Genomic DNA, 19,157 nt, shown 5'->3' with positions numbered 1-19,157 from the left:
GCTTAAGAGTTTACAGCTTCCTCAAACTTGCTATCGGTATGATGAACAGCCAGTTTTTTCAGCAGCTGATCGCTTTCCTGGTTCAGACCATTGATCTCGACTTGAATACCATTTTGTTCATATTTCATGATAACCTTATCAATGGCACCGACTGCCGAATCATCCCACAAATGCGCATGAGTCAGATCAATTTTTACCGATTGAATATCTTCCTGGTATGAAAAACTCTCAGTAAATTCGGTTGTTGAGGCAAAAAACAACTGGCCTGCTACTTGATACACCACTTTTGAAGAATCGTCTGAGGCAATTCTGGTCACTTTGATTTTGGAAATTTTAGCCGCAAAGAAAATCGCGCTTAACACGACACCGACCAAAACCCCTTTTGAAAGATCGTTGGTAAGAAGGACGGTACCCACGGTAGCAACCATCACCGTTGTATCTGTAATTGGTGTTTTGTGCAGCGTTTTTAATGTTGACCATTCAAATGTCCCGATCGATACCATGATCATCACACCGACAAGCGCAGCCATTGGAATTTGGACGACAAAGTCCTTCAGGAGCAAGATCAGGGTCATCAGAAAGGTCCCTGCAACAAGTGCTGACAAACGACCGCGCCCCCGGATTTAACGTTAATGACCGATTGGCCGATCATGGCACATCCAGCCATTCCGCCGAACATACCTGAGACAATATTGGCGATGCCTTGCCCGCGGGCTTCTTTATTCTTATCACTTGAAGTGTCTGTCATATCATCCACAATCGTTGCTGTCAAAAGGGATTCTACAAGCCCGACAATGGCGATTGATAGTGAATATGGGAAAATAATCTGCAGTGTTTCAAATGTCAAAGGAATATCCGGAATCATAAAAATCGGCAGGGCCTGGGTTAGTTCACCCATGTTGCCAACTGTGCGGACTCCGCTGCCTGTGGTAATTGCAATAACCGTTATGACGATAATGGCCACAAGGGGAGATGGCACAGCTTTAGTGATCCGCGGTAAAATATAAATGATTGCGAGAGCCCCAGCCACCATCGCATACATGCCCCAAGATTCACCTTTGAAATGAGTCAGCTGGGACATGAAAATGAGGATCGCCAAGGCGTTCACAAAGCCGACCATAACCGATTTGGGGACAAACTTCATTAATTTGCCGAGTTTCAATGCTCCCATTATGATCTGGAGTATCCCGGTCAGAATCGTTGCTGCGAGCAAGTACTGCAATCCGTGTTCTGCCACAAGCGTGACCATTAGAAGGGCAGTGGCACCAGTGGCCGCTGAGATCATCCCTGGACGCCCGCCCACAAATGCGATGACAACAGCGATACAAAACGATGCATAAAGCCCGACCATCGGATCAACGCCGGCAATAACAGAAAATGCAATGGCTTCTGGAATCAAAGCCAGCGCTACGACAATACCTGCCAGGACATCTCCTCGAATATTTCCAAACCATTCTTGCTTTAATAATTGTTTGTTCACATCTCATCCTCTTTCTATTAGTCTTTTATATTGAAGGTTTCTGTCTGTGCAGCAACCATTTTGGATATTGATACATACCTATCAGATTATACATGGAGAGTCATAATTTGTGAAATTCGCATGAAAACGTGCACATGCAGTTCTATCACCATTTATCTCTGCCATTCTTTATTTCATTGCTTCATGTTATAATGTGAAAAAAGCATTCATCGGCATTATAAATTAGCGAGTTGAATAATTGTTACAGGGGCCACTCATGTATAAGAAAATTTTGTTGGCATCTGATGGCTCAGATCACGCCTTACGCGCGGCTGACCATGCATTTGCATTAGCTAAAAATGAAGAAGAAGCGGTAGTGGACATCATCTACGTCGTGGACACAAAACACGCCAAAGAAGATGTGATTCATCATTGGGGGAAGACAGGTCCGTGTTGAGAAAACAGCGTATGGCTGTTTTTGAACAAAAAGCACAGGAATACGATGTGACGTATGACCTTACTTTTCTGCACGGTGAACCTGGACCAACGATCGTTAAACATGCCAATAAAAATGAATACGATGTCGTCATCATTGGCAGCAGAGGGCTCAACACCCTTCAGGAAATGGTTCTTGGCAGCGTCAGCCACAAAGTTGCCAAACGCGTCGACTGCCCAGTTTTAATTGTAAAGTAGGTACGCTGCACGATGCGGCAGCGGCAATATTAAACCACCACTGACATATCAGTGGTGGTGATTTATTTTAGTATTTAAATGGAGGAGGTAGAGGGATTCGAACCCCCGCGCGGTTTGACCCGCCTGTCGGTTTTCAAGACCGATCCCTTCAGCCAGACTTGGGTATACCTCCGTGCAACGTTTAATAATATACAACATTTTAAAGGACTTGTCAACGCATTGGGGAAAATTTTTCGGATTAAGGATTTCTTTAGTGTTTGATGTTCTGCTCACTAGCTCGTTATGTGCGATTGTGGGGCAGATATGCGCGCTCGTTCTTAGATTTGCACATTCATGAGCATATATGCACATTCGTTTCTGGATTTGCACATTCACGAGCATATATGCACATTCGTTCCCGGATTTGCACATTCACGGGCAGATATGCACATTCGTTTCCGGATTTGCACATTCACGGGCAGATATGCACATTCGTTCCTGGATTTGCACATTCACGGGCAGATATGCACATTCGTTCCTGGATTTGCACATTCACGGGTGAATATGCGCGCACTTAAAAAAAGGCTGGAAGCAACTGCTTCCAGCCTTTTTTTATTTAATAACTGTCTTGCCGCCCATGTAGGGCTGTAGGACTTCTGGTACGAGAACGCTGCCGTCTTCCTGCTGGTAATTTTCCAGAATAGCAGCAACGGTTCTTCCGATTGCAAGGCCTGAGCCGTTTAAGGTATGCACGTATTCAGGTTTGCCTTTTGGTCCGCGGCGGAAGCGGACACCTGCCCGGCGCGCCTGGAAGTCTTCAAAGTTTGAGCAAGAAGAAATCTCCCGATATTGATTCTGGGCGGGTATCCATACTTCAATGTCGTACTTTTTCGCAGCTGTAAAGCCAAGGTCACCTGTACACATGCTCATGACCCGGTAAGGCAGTTTCAATAACTGGAGAACCCGTTCGGCATTTTGAGTCAGTGTTTCCAATGCTTCATAAGATTCTTCAGGCTTGGCAAAGTGAACGAGTTCGACTTTGTTAAACTGATGCTGACGAATAAGCCCGCGGGTGTCACGTCCGGCAGAACCTGCTTCAGAGCGGAAGCAGCCGCTGAAGGCGACATATTTCTTGGGCAAATCGTCTTCCTGCAAAATTTCATCCCGGTGATAGTTCGTGACAGGGACTTCGGCCGTGGGAATGAGGAAGAAATCATCGTCTTCAAGCTTAAACACATCTTCAGCGAACTTCGGCAGCTGGCCAGTTCCAGTCAGGCTATCACGATTGACAATGTACGGGGGCAGCATTTCTTGATACCCGTGTTCATCTGCATGCAGATCCATCATAAAACTCATGAGTGCACGTTCCAGACGAGCTCCGAGACCGGTATAAAAGACAAACCGGCTACCGGTTACTTTTGCTGCACGTTCAAAATCAAGGATCCCAAGCTGTGTTGCGATATCCCAATGGGGCTGTGCTTCATAGGTGAACTCAGGCTGCTCTCCCCATGTGCGCACTTCAACATTATCGCCCTCATCTTCACCTACTGGAACACTTTCATGAGGGATGTTTGGAATCGACAGCATAATATGGGAAAGCTGGTCCTCAATGGTTTTCAGCTTGTCATCAAATTCAGCAATCTGGTCACCAACTTCACGCATTTCCTTTATAATGTGGTCAGCATCTTCACCTTCTTTTTTCAGTTTTGGAATTTGTTTAGATGCTTCATTGCGCTTGGCTTTCAATTGTTCCACCTGTGCAATGAGACTGCGACGATGTTCGTCAAGTTCCCCAAACCGCTCCAGTTCCGACAAATCTTCCCCCCGATGATTCAACCGGGCTTTCACATCTTCAAAATGTGTCCGCAAATATTTCATATCCAGCATATTCATACCTCCATAACATATTAATAATCGTAAACCTAAAAATATAAAAACTCCCGCCCCTAAATAAAATTAGGGACGGGAGTTGTATACCCGCGTTGCCACCCTTATTGAAAAGACTTATGTCTTTTCCGGCTCATGGCGTTAACGGTGCCGCTCCGGATCTGCTTACAAATGGAACACCCATCTTCTGCAGATCAGCTCAAGGATGGATTCGCAATGTTTTTTCACCAGCTTTCACCACCCGCTGGCTCTCTATAGAAAAAACCACTGCTACTGTTTCCTGTCTTTGCTGTTGCTATTAGTATGCCCAATAATAGAACAAAATAAAAATTTATGCAATCGATAACCCTTGATAAGCTTGAATTAAGTAGATTTTGACGATCATAACCATTAAAATATTCTTGCTATTTTATACGTTTTGTTATATATTTGTAACTAGATTGCTCCTTTTGGCAATCATTCAAACATATTATAGGGGGTATTAAAACTATGAAGTCGAGAAAGCTGCTTTGGCTTGTGTCACTACTATTCGCACTCGCCTTTGTACTCGCTGCTTGTGCGGGAGACGGTGAACCAGAAAATACCAACTCCAACAACAATGGCGATAATGGATCCGCTGAAGACAACGGGGATTCAAATGATTCAGGCGGTTCCGGAAGCGGAGATATTGTCATCGCCATGGGATCTGACGCCGTATCCTTATCCACTCAAGGTTCTAACGACGTTCCTTCAAGTAACGTAGGAGAAAACCTTTATGAAACCTTGACGGTACTTGATGAAAATCAAGAAGTACAACCAGGTCTTGCTGAGTGGGAAGAAGTAGACGAAACCACATGGGACTTCCACATTAAGGAAGGCGTTAAATTCCATGATGGGAATGAATTGGACGCAGAAGCAGTCAAAGTTAACTTTGATCGTCTCGTTGATGAAGAAGTTGCGTCCCCGCGTGCATTCTTACTAGAAGCAGCGGAGAGCTGGGAAGTAGTAGATGATTATACTTTCCGTATTAATTTGCAATACCCTTACGCACCGCTCCTGGCCAACCTGGCTCACAGCGGTACAGCGATCATGAGTCCTGACACGATTGAAAAAGATTATGAACAAATGGAAGAAGGCGGCGACCCAGACGCCTATATTAACCAGAATCCTGCTGGAACTGGTCCATTCAAACTAAAAGAATGGGTTCCCGGCGATAAAATCGTTCTGGAAAACTTCGACGAATATTGGGGCGACGAAGCTAAATTAGATACCATCACTTTCAAAGTGGTATCAGAGCAAAGCTCACGTATTGCAGAACTTGAAACAGGTTCTTCCCACATCGTGGATGCAATTGGACCTAACAATATTTCCCGGGTTGAAGGGGCAGAAGGGGTTCATGTTGTTCAAGAACCAAGTGTTTCACTTTCATACGTTGGATTTAACGTACAGAAAGAACCATTTGATGATGTAAAAGTCCGTCAAGCCATTTCAATGGCCATTGATAAAGACGAAATCATCGAGGGTGTATATAATGGCGTTGGTATTCCAGCCATCGGTCCATTGGCACCACCGGTATTCGGATATAATGAAGATGTTGAAGGGCTCGATTACAACATCGAGCAAGCAAAAGAATTGCTTGCAGAGGCAGGCTATGAAGATGGATTTGAAACAACCATCTGGACGAACGACAACGAACAGCGTGTTGACACGGCCATTGCCGTTCAGTCTCAGCTGAAAGAAATTGGTATAGACGTAGAGATTGAAGAGCTTGAGTGGGGTGCATATCTTGAAAGAACGGCTAACGGTGAGCATGACATGTTCATTCTTGGCTGGTCAACGGTAACTGCTGACGCAGACTACGGCATGTATCCATTGTTCCACTCATCAGCAGTTGGTGACCCTGGAAACCGCTCATTCCTGAAGAACGATGAAATCGACGAAATTCTCGATGAAGCCCGTAAAGAAACTGACCCACAAGAGCGTCAGGCACTCTATACAGAGGCTCAGGAAATGCTTGTTGAGCTCGCACCTATGCTGTACATCCATCACCAGGAGTACTTGCTCGGTGTGAACGACTCAGTTAAAGATTTCACCATCGATCCTCAAGGTATTTACCAGTTGAAGGATGCGTATATCGAGGAGTAAGTTTAAATTCCAAAGCTTTAATATTAAAAACAACCCACGGGCCTATGATGGCCCTGGGTTGTCTTTTGTTATAGCTTAGTCATATAATAGAATAAAAACAATCAGGGGTAAGGATTATGTCACTAATAGGGGTTATCATACTTGCGTCGATTGCCGTGATTTTATTGGTCGTTGGATTTGTAATCAAGAAAAAGTGGTTGAAACTATTTGCACTTATTTTATTTTCCATTTCCATATGGCAATTCGGCAGTTATTTAATTCAGCATGTCATAGACAGATAGAGCAACAGATACTTTTTGCGTTCTCTTCATTTGAAGAGGGCGTTTTTGTTTTGGAAGGTACATATGTAAAAAAACGGCCTGTACATGTATTTACAGTACAGACCGTTTTTTTAGTATTGGCTTGATCATTTAACCGTCTTTTTTGTTTCTTCCACACTGACATTTGGCGGATTGCCTTCATAGATCCGTTCGATGTGATGACAGGCAGCTTTGTGGCCTTCTTTCATCATCGACAGGTTCCTCAGCTGTGGTTCTTCTGTTTTACAGATGTCTGTTGCAAATGGACACCGTGTATGGAAACGGCAGCCTTTTGGCGGATCAATCGGTGAAGGGACGTCGCCTTTCAGGATGATCCGGTCTTTCTTCCGTTCAGGATCCGGTGCCGGGATTGCCGACAGCAGAGCCTTCGTATATGGGTGCTGTGGATTGTCAAATAGAGATTTTTTATCCGCTATTTCCACTACTTTGCCAAGATACATAACGATAATGCGATCAGAGATGTGGCGAACCACACCAAGATCGTGTGCGATAAACAAAAAGGTCAAGTTAAACTGTCGTTGCAGCTTCTTCAACAGATTCAATACCTGAGCCTGTACTGACACATCAAGTGCGGATACAGCTTCATCGCATATAATCAGTTTCGGATTGACTGAAAGGGCACGGGCGATTCCAATACGCTGTCTCTGCCCCCAGAGAACTCATGGGGATAGCGATCCAACTGCTCAGCATTCAATCCGACTGTTTCAAGTAATTCTACAGCTCTGTCATGCCGTTCCTTTTTAGGAATAACATTCTGAATGGCCATGGCTTCAGTCAGGATTTTTTCTACCGTTTGTCTTGGGTTTAGTGAAGCAAACGGATCCTGGAAAATAACCTGCAGATCTTTACGGCGTTGGCGCATTTGACCTTTACTCAATGACAACAGATCTTCTCCGTCAAATTCAACTGCACCGGAAGTGGGCTCATCTAGGCGAAGAATCGCTCTTCCAGTGGTTGATTTACCGCACCCGGATTCGCCTACAACGCTTAGTGTCTCCCCCTCAAATATTTCAAAGGAGATATCATCCACGGCTTTGACGTGATTGACTGTGCGGCCCAGGAATCCCCCTTTAATGGGAAAGTATTGCTTTAGATGATCAACTTTAAGTAGTTGTTTTTTCGTCAAGGACATTCACCTCCGGATCGCCATCCCAGCGTTCGTTGTAAATCCAGCAGCGGACTTTACTTTCACCGCCGACACTATCAAGCGACGGCATTTCTTCTTTGCACAGTTCAGTTGCAAATGGACAACGTGGTGCAAAGTGGCAGCCTTTAGGCATGTTTTTCGGACTTGGAACACTGCCTTTGATCGGTTCCAGATCTTCTACGTCAATATCATGACGCGGAATGGAATTCAACAAGCCCACTGTATAAGGGTGCTTCGGGCTTTTAAACAATGAATAGATGTCTTGATACTCGACCACTTTACCGCCATACATAACAGCAACATAGTCACATGTTTCAGCTACAACGCCGAGATCGTGTGTGATCATGATGACTGACATGCCCATGTCTTTCTGCAGATCATTGATTAATTCAAGAATCTGGGCCTGGATTGTCACGTCAAGGGCGGTTGTTGGCTCATCGGCAATCAGCAGATCCGGTTTGCATGCAAGTGCCATGGCAATCATGACACGCTGACGCATACCGCCGGACAGCTCATGAGGATACTGTTTGATCCGTGCTTCAGGTGAAGGGATTCCGACAAGCTTGAGCAATTCAACTGCGCGTTTGTTGCCATTTTCTTTCCCAAGACCTTCGTGAACCTTCAGTGTCTCCCGAATCTGCTGTCCAACCGTATAAACAGGATTCAGAGATGTCATAGGTTCCTGGAAGATCATTGAGATTTCATTACCGCGTATATGCTGAATGCCTTTTGTATTTAATTTGGTTAAATCATTTCCTTTAAAGTTAATTTCCCCATCTACAATTTTGCCTTTGGAGTCGATCAGCTGCAAAATGGACAGTGCTGTAATACTCTTGCCGGATCCAGACTCACCGACAATACCGAGCGTCTTACCTTTTGGCAGTTTAAAAGACACGCCGTCAACAGCTTTGATCTCGCCATCGTCATCAAAGAATGAGGTCTTTAAACCTTTTACGTCCAAGATGATATCTTCATTCATAGTCTCTCACCTCTATCTAATTTCCGGATCGGCTTACTCCAGATCAATTCGTTTATTCAGGAATTTATAAGAAATATCAACGAGCATGTTTACGAATACGAACACAACTGCAATGACCAGAACTGCCGCCTGCACGACCGGAAAGTCTCGGGCCAGTATGCGGTCAATAATCAGTTTACCCATACCATTAATAGCAAAGACCGACTCAGTCAGAACAGCACCAGCCAGCAAGCTTCCAAACTGCAGACCAACAACCGTCACAACCGGAATCAGCGCATTTTTTAACGCGTGGCGGTAGATGACCAGACGTTCCTGCAATCCTTTTGCACGAGCTGTACGGATATAATCCTGTGAAATCACGTCAAGCATACTTGAACGGGTCATTCTGGCAATAACAGCGGCTCCCATTGTCCCGAGTGTAATAACCGGGAGGAAAATTTGACTGACTGACCCCCAGCCTGTTGCCGGTACCCAGCCGAGATTAATGGCAAACCATTGCATCAGCATGAGTCCGAGCCAGAAGTTCGGCATGGAAAGACCGAATAAGGCGACTAGCATGATCGCCACATCTGAAAATGAATACTGTCTGACTGCCGAAATTATTCCGGCGATCAATCCTATAAATATACTAAATGCCGTACTGTAAACGGCCAGCTCAAATGTAACCCAGAATTTAGGCCAGAGCTCCGTCGTAACCGGTAGGCTTGTACGCCAGGAGTTTCCAAAATCCAGCGTTACAGCGTCTTTCAGGAAACTGAAATATTGTACAGGGATTGGATCGTTCAATCCAAGCCTCTCTTCAATTTGTTGAACGGTCTCCTTAGGTGCACTTTCTCCAGCAATGATGTGGGCGGGATTGCCCGGAGTCAGGTGCATCAAAGAGAATACGAGTATGGTAACCCCCAGTAGTACGGGAATTAACTGCAACAGTCGACGTACGATAAATTGAAACATATGTGCACCCTCTTCCTAGTTTTTCATTTTTGGATCCAATGCATCTCTTAAACCATCACCAAATACGTTAAATGCCAGAACAAGCAACATAATGACAAGACCAGGATACAATGCAATATGGCCTGCATTGTAAATAAAGTCGCGCCCGTCACTTAACAGTGCACCCAGTTCAGGGTTTGGCGGCTGAACCCCCATACCGAGAAAGGATAGTCCGCTTGCCGACAAAATAGCACTGGCAATAAATAAACTGGCTTGTACAATAATTGGTGATAAAATATTTGGCAAAATATGTTTAAAAATAATGCGAATATCAGATGCACCCAGTGCTCGCATGGCATCTATATATTCCAGATTTCTTGTTGCAAGAGTGGATCCCCTTACAATACGGGCAAAAGTCGGCACCGCAAAGATGGAAACAGCAATGATAACGTTTCCTTCAGAAGCCCCTAGAATACTGATCAGGGCAAGAGCGAGCAGGATACCAGGAAAAGCAAGCAAAATATCCATCAGACGCATGATTATGGCGTCAACTTTGCGGCCGTAATAGCCTGAAACGATTCCAATTAATATACCTGCCAAACCCCCGAAAAAGGTCGAAATCACACCAATTTTCATGGTAATGCCCAGTCCATGGATAATACGGGTAAACATATCCCGTCCGTGATGATCCGTTCCAAACCAATGTTCAGCGGAAGGACCTTGTAATTTAACCGAGTAATCCGTTGTATCTGGATCAAAAGTTGTTAAATAGGGTCCAAAAATTGCGACGAGAATCAGAAAAATAATCAGATAGCCGCCAACAAGGGCACTTTTATTCTTCCGCAACTTCCTGTAGAAATCTTTAAGTGAACGTTTTAAAGGACTATCTTTCTTTTTCTTAGGTTGATTGTCTTGCTGTACCGCAAGTTCTTCGTTCATGTTGTTCCCCCCTACCACTATAAATAATATAAAGAATCCGAATACTTTATGTGAACGGATACTTTTATAACCATATGAATACATATTACAATTAAAGCAAGCTTATTGCAATAATGGTTTAATGGATTGCGAGATTTAAAATTATGGAAATTTGTTATAAAAAAAGGAAATTGTCCTGCCGAATGAGCAGGACAATTGATATTTTTTGTCTAAAACCAGCCTTTAACTGTCGAATACAGACCGCTGAAAAAGTCACCTATGGAGCCAAGCATAAGCATGAACCAGTTCGACTTCTCAACAGTTTCCTGTGCCACAAGCGGAACAGTCATTGTATCATTTTCAGGGAGCACATTACCGAGGCTTTCACCATTATAAACAAGTTCAGCCGTTCCAATCTCTTGACCTTTTTTCAGTGGAGCAGTCAGCTCACCGTCGTCATTTAATAGTTTCTTATCAAATTGATAGGAGACTGTATAATTTTCTTTGTCACCTTTTTGGATGGGCAGGGGCATAAAATCCTCACCAGTGCCAATCTTCACAGTGTCTTCCTTACCTTTTGCCACAGGGGCTGATTTCTGGTCCTCCAGCTGGTAGCCTGCAGCAATAACTTCTTCCATCTTGAAATTGTTATAGCCGTAATCAAGCAGTTCTTTCGTATCAACGAATCGCTGTTCTTTCGTATCAGCGTTCATAACAACGGAAATGAGACGTCTTCCGTCCCGAAGCGCTGTCCCGGCAAAACAATTCCCAGCTTGTTCTGTAAAGCCCGTCTTGAGGCCATCGATCCCTTTATAGTTAAATTGTTTGAAGTTGACTGAATCATGGTCAAGCATCCAGTTCCAGTTGATCATCAGCTGCCCGTCAAATTTCTTTTCAGGCACACTGGATACGTCAAGTGCTTCCGGATAGTCTGTGATGAGACGATGGGCCAGCAAAGCTGTCGACATTGGAGACATAAGATTCATGTCATCTGCTTGGGTGCCTTCTGGATAGTGATCACCAAGATGGGCGTTATTTAATCCCGTCGCATTGACAAATTTATACTTATCCATTCCCATCTCTTCTGCTTTGGCATTCATCATTCTAACAAATTCACCTTCTGAACCGGCAATCAGTTCAGCAAGTGCAATCGTTGTCGCGTTATCAGAATAAATCGCCATGGCATCATATAAGTCGCGGACGGTGTAATCCACATTCTGTCTTAGCCCTATTCCGGAAAAGTTACTGTTGGCAGAAATACTGTAAGGGTAATCGCTAATTTGGGTTGTTGTGTCCCAATTAATCCCGTTTCCTTCTGTTTCAACAGCTTCCCAGACGAGGTATTCTGTCATCATCTTTGTCATACTGGCAGCCGGGAGAGCGTCATCGGGATGCTTGCCATACAAGACTTTTCCTGATTCTGCATCAACCAATATGGCAGCTTGTGATTGTATATCTACCTGCTCAGCCGCTTTTGTAACAGCTGGCTGCAAAATTACACTTCCCACCAACACCAACATTGCGATCATACGCAATGAAAAAATCATCTTCTTCACTTTCTCTACCTCCACCTTAAGTATACCTCTCTATGACAGCTCGAAGAACCTTAACCATCTCGTCTATTTTACCATATCAATTTCACGAAACATAGATGGTAAAAGCAAGTTTCAATAATTGGTAAATATATACCATTTAAGCTGAGCCCATATAACCCTTCCCAGAAGGAGACATTGCTTTTTAAATCGTGACCACTGACGAATAATTGACACAAACTCCGAACGAATGAAAACTTGACTTATACTCAAGATGAGAGAACTGTGATTTGCGCTCCGTGAAGTCGCTTTCCGCGGGCACGGCCTCAGCCTCCTCGCTCGCAAAAACCGCTCACTGTGGGGTCTTCGGACTCGTGCTGTTCCCGCAGGAGTCGACTTCCCTCCGCTCCAATCACTCTATTGTATTAAGTGGTTTGGAAGGTTTTAATCACAAAAGAGTTAGAGAGTTATTCTCTCTAACCTAGCTCGGGGGAAACACGGAGACTCCTGTGGGATGCAAAGCCTCGGTGAGACCCCGGAGGTCGTCAGACCGAGGAGGCTCAGCAGCGCCCGCGGAAAGCGCAGTGTTTCCCCCGAGCGGCTGCATGAGGCAGTCATAAGTTAGTTCGCAGTCTACGGATACTGTGATGTGTCAGAAGCCTGGATTGTATATAAAATCCCCCTCATACGATTCTCGTATGAGGGGGGTGGGTTTTACATGGAATAGTTTGGTGCTTCTTTTGTAATTTGAACGTCGTGCGGATGGCTTTCTCTTAAGCCTGCGTTGGTGATGCGGATGAAACGGGCGTCTTTCCGCAATGCGTCAACGGTGGCTGTACCGCAGTAACCCATGCCGGCACGCAAGCCGCCAAGCAATTGGTGAACAGTGTCAGCGACTGGGCCTTTGTAGGCTGTCCGTCCTTCAATGCCTTCTGGAACAAGCTTTTTCGTTTCATTTGCATCTTGGAAGTACCTGTCTTTAGAGCCGGCTTCCATAGCGCCGACAGAGCCCATCCCGCGATAGACTTTATACTGACGGCCTTGATAGATTTCAGTGTCGCCAGGGCTTTCCGCGACACCGGCCAACAAGCTGCCGAGCATGACAGCATGTGCGCCTGCTGCGAGAGCTTTGACGATATCACCGGAATATTTTATGCCGCCATCAGCGATTACAGGCACATCATATTCTGCTGCAGCCCGTGCACAATCGTATACGGCTGTAATTTGCGGAACACCAACACCGGCGACTACACGGGTTGTACAAATAGAACCCGGACCAATTCCGACTTTGACAATCGTCGCGCCTGCTTGAATCAACGCTTTTGTAGCTTCAGCGGTCGCGACATTACCTGCCATAATATCCAGTTCAGGCCAGCGTTCAGCAACACGTTTTACCTGCTCAATGACACCAGCAGAATGACCATGAGCTGTGTCAATCACGATGATATCGACACCGGCTTCTACGAGCTTTTCGATCCGCGCAAATGCATCACCTGTGACTCCGACAGCCGCAGCGACAATCAAACGTCCTTGTTCATCTTTAGCGGCATTCGGGAATTCAATGACTTTCTCAATGTCCTTAATCGTGATGAGACCTTTTAAGATCTGGTTGTCATCAACAAGGGGCAGTTTCTCAATTTTATGCTGCTGAAGCAATTTCTCTGCTTCTTTCAATGTTGTTCCGACAGGCGCTGTGATCAGATTTTCTTTCGTCATCACTTCTGAAGTGGCCATTGAATAATCTTCAATAAACTTGAGATCCCGATTGGTCAGAATGCCAACAAGCTTCTGTTCGTCAATGTTGTTAACAATTGGAACCCCGGAAATTCTGAACTTGCTCATAAGATGCTCAGCATCATACACCTGATGTTCAGGGGTCAGGAAGAATGGATTTGTGATAACACCGCTTTCTGATCGTTTTACCCGGTCGACATTCTCAGCCTGTTCTTCAATCGACATATTTTTATGGATGACACCGAAACCGCCTTGACGTGCCATCGCGATCGCCATTTCAGCCTCAGTAACCGTGTCCATGCCCGCACTGATAATTGGTGCGCGCAATTTAATTCTGGAAGTCAGTTCTGTACCGACATCAACTGCATTCGGAAGCACATTCGACTCATCCGGCACAAGCAGAACGTCATCAAACGTCAGTCCTTCTTTAGCAAACTTATCCTCTCGCATAAATGAATCCTCCTCCATCTATTGATGAATACTAACCAGTGTATATGGGTGAAACTAAATTCTAATCGATTTACCTATTAGTCTCTGCATGTCAGCGCAATAAAACACGCCATTTCCCGTGGTTGTTGCGACTGAAATCAGAGTGACTGTATATCTATTGTACATTAGAATACGCCATCAAATGAGCTTTTTCAACAGCAAATATTTGCATTGAAAAAGAAAATACATTCTAAATTTTTAATGAAAAGAGGGTCTTAAAATGAACTACGACCATGTGCCTTCATTTCTTACATATTTGCAGTCCCAGGCATCGAGCCGTGAATTCTTGCATCACTGCTATAAACGTATGGCAGAGCCTGACGCAGAGATGAAAAGTTACGAAAATGCTTCCGTCTTTATGGCATATCTTGAACATGGCTTAATTTTTTATAAACAGGGGAAAGCAGCCGATGCCAGGATTAAGCCACTCTTATACTTTTACGGTATGGTCCATTTAGTCAAGGCCTGTATTCTCGCTCAACGCCCGGATTACCCTGAATCTACGGCACATCTGGCGCACGGCGTCTCGGCACGCAAAAGGAAAAAGAAAAATTATAGCTTTTTGGAGGATGAAGTAAAAGTGCAGCATAGAGGCCTATTGCCGTATATGAGTAAACACCTTTTCGACATGGACACGCTGCCTTTTTCAAAAATCAGCATGAACCACCTGTTACAAATGATTCCGGAACTGAGTCCGTTTTATGCATGGCAAGGTCGAAAAACATTAGTAAAGGTAGGGAAGATGGGGGACAGGTTCTTGTATTTTCCCGAAACACTGCTTGACGACTATCATCTGACAGAGCGCGCTTTCTTTGCCAAAATAAAAACAGAACTGCCCCTTCTCAAAACCTTTGAGAAAATAGACAGTTCCTATCAGGTGGAGTTATTCCAGCCATTTAACACTGAAACGGGCGCTTTTTTCATCAATCAGACTGACGGAGGAATCTTCTTCCCGACAACTCGTCAAAATACCTTGGCTATGCCAGAAGTGGTCATTCATTATCTGGTTCTTTATAACCTCAGCATGCTGTCCCGCTATGAACCAGGGTGGTGGGGGGAGGTTCTGAGTTTGAAACCCGATATGGATGACGCTTTTATAAAAAGGTTTCTCGATACAACCGCTGATAAAATGCCTTATGTACTTGGTTTGTATTTGCAGAATTTGTATAAGACAGATGAGAGTTAGTCCCCGTTTAACCGAGAATATCATGGATATGAAGCTGTGTTTCATCTTTTAAAGCGATAAACGTATCATCATCTTCCATTCGCACCATTGGCTTTGTCGGGTGCTGACTGTCAATAAAGACAATTTCTGCTGTACGGTTGTTGCTCAAGATCACTTGTGTTCCGACGGTCACATTGAACAGACTGCTGGTGAATGCTTGGATCACAGACGGATCCAGGTTGTTAAACTGTTCCCGCTGGAGCAATTCGATTACTTTGAAGGGAGACGTTTTCTCACGATATAACCGCTCACATGTCATGGCATGGTACAAATCACAAACAGCTATAATTCGGGCATACATATGCACCTTTCCACCTGAAAGACCGAGTGGGTAGCCGCTCCCATCCTGACGTTCATGATGCTGGAGGACACCAAGCTTTACTCCGTGAGACAATGTCGGAAGCTTTTCCACCATGTAATACCCTTGAGTGGTATGGGTTTTAACGCTTGCAAATTCTTCAGTGTTAAGTTTGGTGTTTTTTTTAAGGATGGCAGGGGAAATTTTGGCCATACCGCTGTCAGCCAGTAAACCTGCCAGACCAATTTGCAGCCATTCACCATGGGAATAGCCCATTTTACGTCCCAGATAAGAGGCCAGGACACCGACAGCGACCGAATGATGATACAGATATGTGTCTCTAGCAGCAAAATGATGCAGGGCATATACCGCATGATTCACATCTTCTATCCGCTCGATCAATGGCAAGAACAACTTACGAAGAGCAGGGAGGTCGATGGGCAACTGGTTTTGCCATTTTTTGAAGTGTTTCATATAACCGGATACAACCACCTGATAATGTGCCTCAAAAGGCATGTCCGCTGCAGAGGCACCAGTGACTGCTGTTTGTTTCACTGGCTCCTTGGGCTGTGTTACTTGCTGAGAGTCTTCTTGTACGGCTCTTCCTTGTATATTTTTACCTTGGACAATAGAAACCGCTTCCACTTGAAACATATGTAAAATCCGGACGTGCTCATCTGTCAAAACTGTATTTTTCCGCACAATTGGTTTTCCTGACTTTCCAAAAACATCTTCCTGAAGTACCAAACCCGACTTGATCTGACCAACCTTTACCCGCATACATATTCCCCCTTGAACACTTAACCTTGATAAAAAAATTGGGCGACGGTGGGTGGTTTGGTGTCGCCCAATGGATGTTTTATGCTTTATTCTGTGTCGCTATCTTGTTCATCTTGTGACGTCTCATCTGAAGGCTGTTGGTCTTCATTAGGCGTTTCTTCCACTGAATCATTCTCAGCATCTTCCTCATCTTCCTGAACGATTGCAATGGTCGCAACGGCTTCATCATCCTGCAGGCGAATGAGACGCACGCCCTGGGTGTTCCGTCCTGTTTGCGATATGTCTTCTACAGGAGTTCTGATTAAAACGCCGGCAATGGTGATCAGCATAATATCTTCTGTGCCCGTTACCGTCTTGACGGCTGCCACACGGCCCGTGTCTTCATTTAAACGGCAGGTGAAGATCCCTTTACCACCACGGCGGGTCTTACGGTATTGGTCTTCAGGTGTCCGTTTGCCAATGCCTTTTTCGGTGACATGAAGAATCTGATCATTCGGTTCAATAATTTCCATTGAGACCACGACATCATCATCTCTGAGGGAGATACCTCTGACACCTGCAGCAGTTCTGCCCATCGAACGGATTTCTTCTTCGTTAAACCGAATGACATATCCGTCGCCTGTGCCAATCAGTATATCCTTCGTGCCATCTGTTTTTCTCACAGAAATCAATTCATCATCTTCACGGAGGCCCAGTGCAATCAAGCCGCTTTTTCGAATATTGGCGAACTGTGATAATGTCGTACGTTTTGACACGCCATGTTTTGTCGTGAAAAAGAGGAAAAGATCATCAGAGAATTCTTTAACAGATATGACCGCATTGACCCATTCCTCTTTTTCAATCTGAAGCAGATTGATCAAAGGAATGCCTTTCGCTGTCCGGCTGTACTCAGGCACTTCATACCCTTTAGCCCGGTAGACTTTACCTTTATTCGTAAAGAACAGAACAGTGTCATGGGTTGATGTCGATACCAGGTGTTCAACAAAGTCATCCTCGTTGGTCCCCATGCCTTGAATGCCGCGTCCTCCGCGCTTTTGTGTGCGATAGGTGGAAGACGGAAGACGTTTAATATAGCCTTGGTGGGTAAGGGTGATGACAATGTTTTCTTCTGGAATGAGATCCTCATCCTCGAAGAAGTCCGTGCCGCCGGTCAGAATTTCAGTTCGACGGCCGTCATCGAACCGTTCTTTGATTTCAGTCAGTTCCTCACGAATGATTTCGAGAACTTTTTCTTCGTCAGCCAAAATGGCCTTCAACTCACTGATTAATTCAAGCAGCTCATTGTATTCATTTTCGATCTTCTCCCGTTCAAGACCTGTCAGACGCTGCAGACGCATATCCAAAATCGCCTGGGCTTGCTTTTCCGAGAGATTAAAGTTATTCATAAGGCCTTCGCGTGCAATATCAGTCGTCTTAGAACCGCGGATTAAGGCTATAATCTGGTCAATATGATCAAGGGCGATTCTGAGTCCTTCCAAGATATGAGCCCGTGCTTCAGCTTTTCGCAATTCAAAAGCTGTACGGCGCTTAATAATCACAACCTGATGGTTTAAATAGTGTTCAAGACACTGTTTCAGCGTCAGAACTTTCGGCTGCCCATCCACAAGGGCGAGCATGTTAATCCCAAATGACGTCTGGAGTGCTGTATATTTGTACAAATTGTTCAATACAACGTTGGCATTCACATCACGCCGCAACTCGATCACAACACGCATCCCGTTACGATCTGATTCATCTCTGAGATCTGTTATGCCATCAATCCGTTTATCACGAACCAGTTCTGCAATCTTTTCCACAAGTTTGGCTTTGTTCACCTGGTAGGGCAGTTCAGTGACCAGAATTGTCGCTTTCCCATTTGGATGCTCTTCAATGTCCGCTTTAGCACGAATGGTGATCGAGCCTTTTCCAGTTTCATATGCCTTTCGAATGCCGCTGCGTCCTAAGATGTCACCGGCTGTCGGGAAGTCAGGACCTTGAATATATTCATCCATTAATTCTTCAATGGTGATATCAGGATCATGACTTAAGGCCAGAACAGCATCAATTGTTTCTCCAAGGTTATGTGGCGGAATATTGGTGGCCATTCCGACTGCAATCCCTGATGCTCCATTGACAAGCAAGTTTGGGAAACGGGCAGGGAAGACGACTGGTTCACGTTCTGTCCCGTCATAGTTATCTGCATAATCAATCGTATCTTTGTTGATATCACGGAGCATCTCCATAGAAATCTTGGACATGCGGGCTTCTGTGTAACGCATGGCCGCTGCAGCATCCCCGTCAACAGATCCGAAGTTGCCGTGTCCATCGACAAGCATATTCCGGTAACTGAAATCCTGTGCCATACGTACCATTGCTTCATACACAGCAGAGTCACCATGCGGGTGGTACTTACCGATGACCTCACCGACGATTCTCGCACTTTTCTTATAAGCTTTATCAGCATGCATGCCGAGGTCGTTCATGGCGTAAAGAATTCTTCTATGGACCGGTTTCATACCGTCCCGCACATCCGGAAGCGCACGTGAGACGATAACACTCATCGCGTAATCCAGGAAAGACGTGCGCATTTCCTGGCTGATATTAATTTCTCTTACATTGGGGCGTTGTTGATCCGCCATTTCATTACCTCCCTGAAAAATCCTGGCTCAAGGCCAATTCCG

Annotated in this window: 11 protein-coding genes, 1 tRNA gene, 3 pseudogenes and 1 other annotated feature; of the genes and pseudogenes, 4 read left to right on the top strand and 11 right to left on the bottom strand. The window is 44.9% G+C overall.

Translation table 11 applies throughout. From position 1 onward, the window contains the following. Positions 1-2 precede the first annotated feature (2 nt). A pseudogene (locus tag JNUCC1_RS08165) lies at positions 3-1,480 on the bottom strand (SulP family inorganic anion transporter). 256 nt (positions 1,481-1,736) lie between these two features. On the opposite strand from JNUCC1_RS08165, the pseudogene JNUCC1_RS08160 reads away from it, so the two are divergent. Continuing rightward, positions 1,737-2,152, top strand: a pseudogene (locus JNUCC1_RS08160) (universal stress protein). Between the two features lie 79 nt (positions 2,153-2,231). On the opposite strand, the gene JNUCC1_RS08155 reads toward JNUCC1_RS08160, so the two are convergent. Beyond that, positions 2,232-2,324 (bottom strand) — tRNA-Ser (locus JNUCC1_RS08155). 419 nt (positions 2,325-2,743) lie between these two features. After that, positions 2,744-4,018, bottom strand: a complete 1,275-nt coding sequence (serS, locus tag JNUCC1_RS08150; protein WP_156644906.1) for a serine--tRNA ligase — start codon at positions 4,016-4,018, stop codon at positions 2,744-2,746. 68 nt (positions 4,019-4,086) lie between these two features. Next, positions 4,087-4,314, bottom strand: a binding site (T-box leader). A gap of 193 nt (positions 4,315-4,507) precedes the next feature. Here serS and JNUCC1_RS08145 point away from each other — a divergent pair. Both JNUCC1_RS08145 and JNUCC1_RS08140 read left to right on the top strand, forming a co-directional pair. Next, positions 4,508-6,142 (top strand): glutathione ABC transporter substrate-binding protein, encoded by a 1,635-nt coding sequence (locus JNUCC1_RS08145; protein ID WP_156644905.1) that lies wholly within the window; start codon positions 4,508-4,510, stop codon positions 6,140-6,142. A gap of 116 nt (positions 6,143-6,258) precedes the next feature. Beyond that, a complete protein-coding gene (locus tag JNUCC1_RS08140; protein ID WP_156644904.1) occupies positions 6,259-6,423 on the top strand; it encodes a hypothetical protein in 165 nt (54 codons plus the stop codon). Positions 6,424-6,548: 125 nt separating this feature from the next. Here JNUCC1_RS08140 and JNUCC1_RS08135 read toward each other — a convergent pair. The 6 genes and pseudogenes from JNUCC1_RS08135 to guaB form a co-directional block, all read right to left on the bottom strand. Further along, positions 6,549-7,594: pseudogene (locus JNUCC1_RS08135) on the bottom strand (ABC transporter ATP-binding protein). Beyond that, positions 7,566-8,588 (bottom strand): ABC transporter ATP-binding protein, encoded by a 1,023-nt coding sequence (locus tag JNUCC1_RS08130; protein WP_156644903.1) that lies wholly within the window; start codon positions 8,586-8,588, stop codon positions 7,566-7,568. Before JNUCC1_RS08130 ends, JNUCC1_RS08135 begins: the two are co-directional and overlap by 29 nt. 33 nt (positions 8,589-8,621) lie before the next feature. Further along, the gene (locus JNUCC1_RS08125; protein ID WP_156644902.1) at positions 8,622-9,542 is read right to left on the bottom strand and encodes an ABC transporter permease; all 921 of its coding nucleotides are present in this window, start codon (positions 9,540-9,542) and stop codon (positions 8,622-8,624) included. Positions 9,543-9,557: 15 nt separating this feature from the next. Continuing rightward, entirely contained in the window at positions 9,558-10,460 is a 903-nt protein-coding gene (locus JNUCC1_RS08120) for an ABC transporter permease (RefSeq protein WP_156644901.1), read from the bottom strand. A 209-nt stretch (positions 10,461-10,669) separates the two neighbouring features. Next, complete coding sequence (locus JNUCC1_RS08115) at positions 10,670-11,986, bottom strand: serine hydrolase (RefSeq protein ID WP_156645454.1); 1,317 nt, start codon at positions 11,984-11,986, stop codon at positions 10,670-10,672. Positions 11,987-12,685: 699 nt separating this feature from the next. Continuing rightward, entirely contained in the window at positions 12,686-14,155 is a 1,470-nt protein-coding gene (guaB, locus tag JNUCC1_RS08110) for an IMP dehydrogenase (RefSeq protein ID WP_156644900.1), read from the bottom strand. A 259-nt stretch (positions 14,156-14,414) separates the two neighbouring features. On the opposite strand from guaB, the gene JNUCC1_RS08105 reads away from it, so the two are divergent. Further along, positions 14,415-15,380, top strand: coding sequence for a YaaC family protein (locus JNUCC1_RS08105; protein WP_156644899.1), 966 nt, complete (start codon positions 14,415-14,417; stop codon positions 15,378-15,380). 7 nt (positions 15,381-15,387) lie between these two features. On the opposite strand, the gene JNUCC1_RS08100 is transcribed toward JNUCC1_RS08105, so the two are convergent. Next, entirely contained in the window at positions 15,388-16,497 is a 1,110-nt protein-coding gene (locus tag JNUCC1_RS08100; RefSeq protein ID WP_156644898.1) for an HD-GYP domain-containing protein, read from the bottom strand. Between the two features lie 86 nt (positions 16,498-16,583). Beyond that, a complete protein-coding gene (gyrA, locus tag JNUCC1_RS08095; protein WP_156644897.1) occupies positions 16,584-19,115 on the bottom strand; it encodes a DNA gyrase subunit A in 2,532 nt (843 codons plus the stop codon). Positions 19,116-19,157 lie beyond the last annotated feature (42 nt).

The organism is Lentibacillus sp. JNUCC-1 (genome assembly GCF_009741735.1).
Taxonomy (GTDB): domain Bacteria; phylum Bacillota; class Bacilli; order Bacillales; family Amphibacillaceae; genus Lentibacillus_B.
Note: the sequence above shows the minus strand (reverse complement) of the source record. Positions and strands in the feature narration are given on the sequence as shown.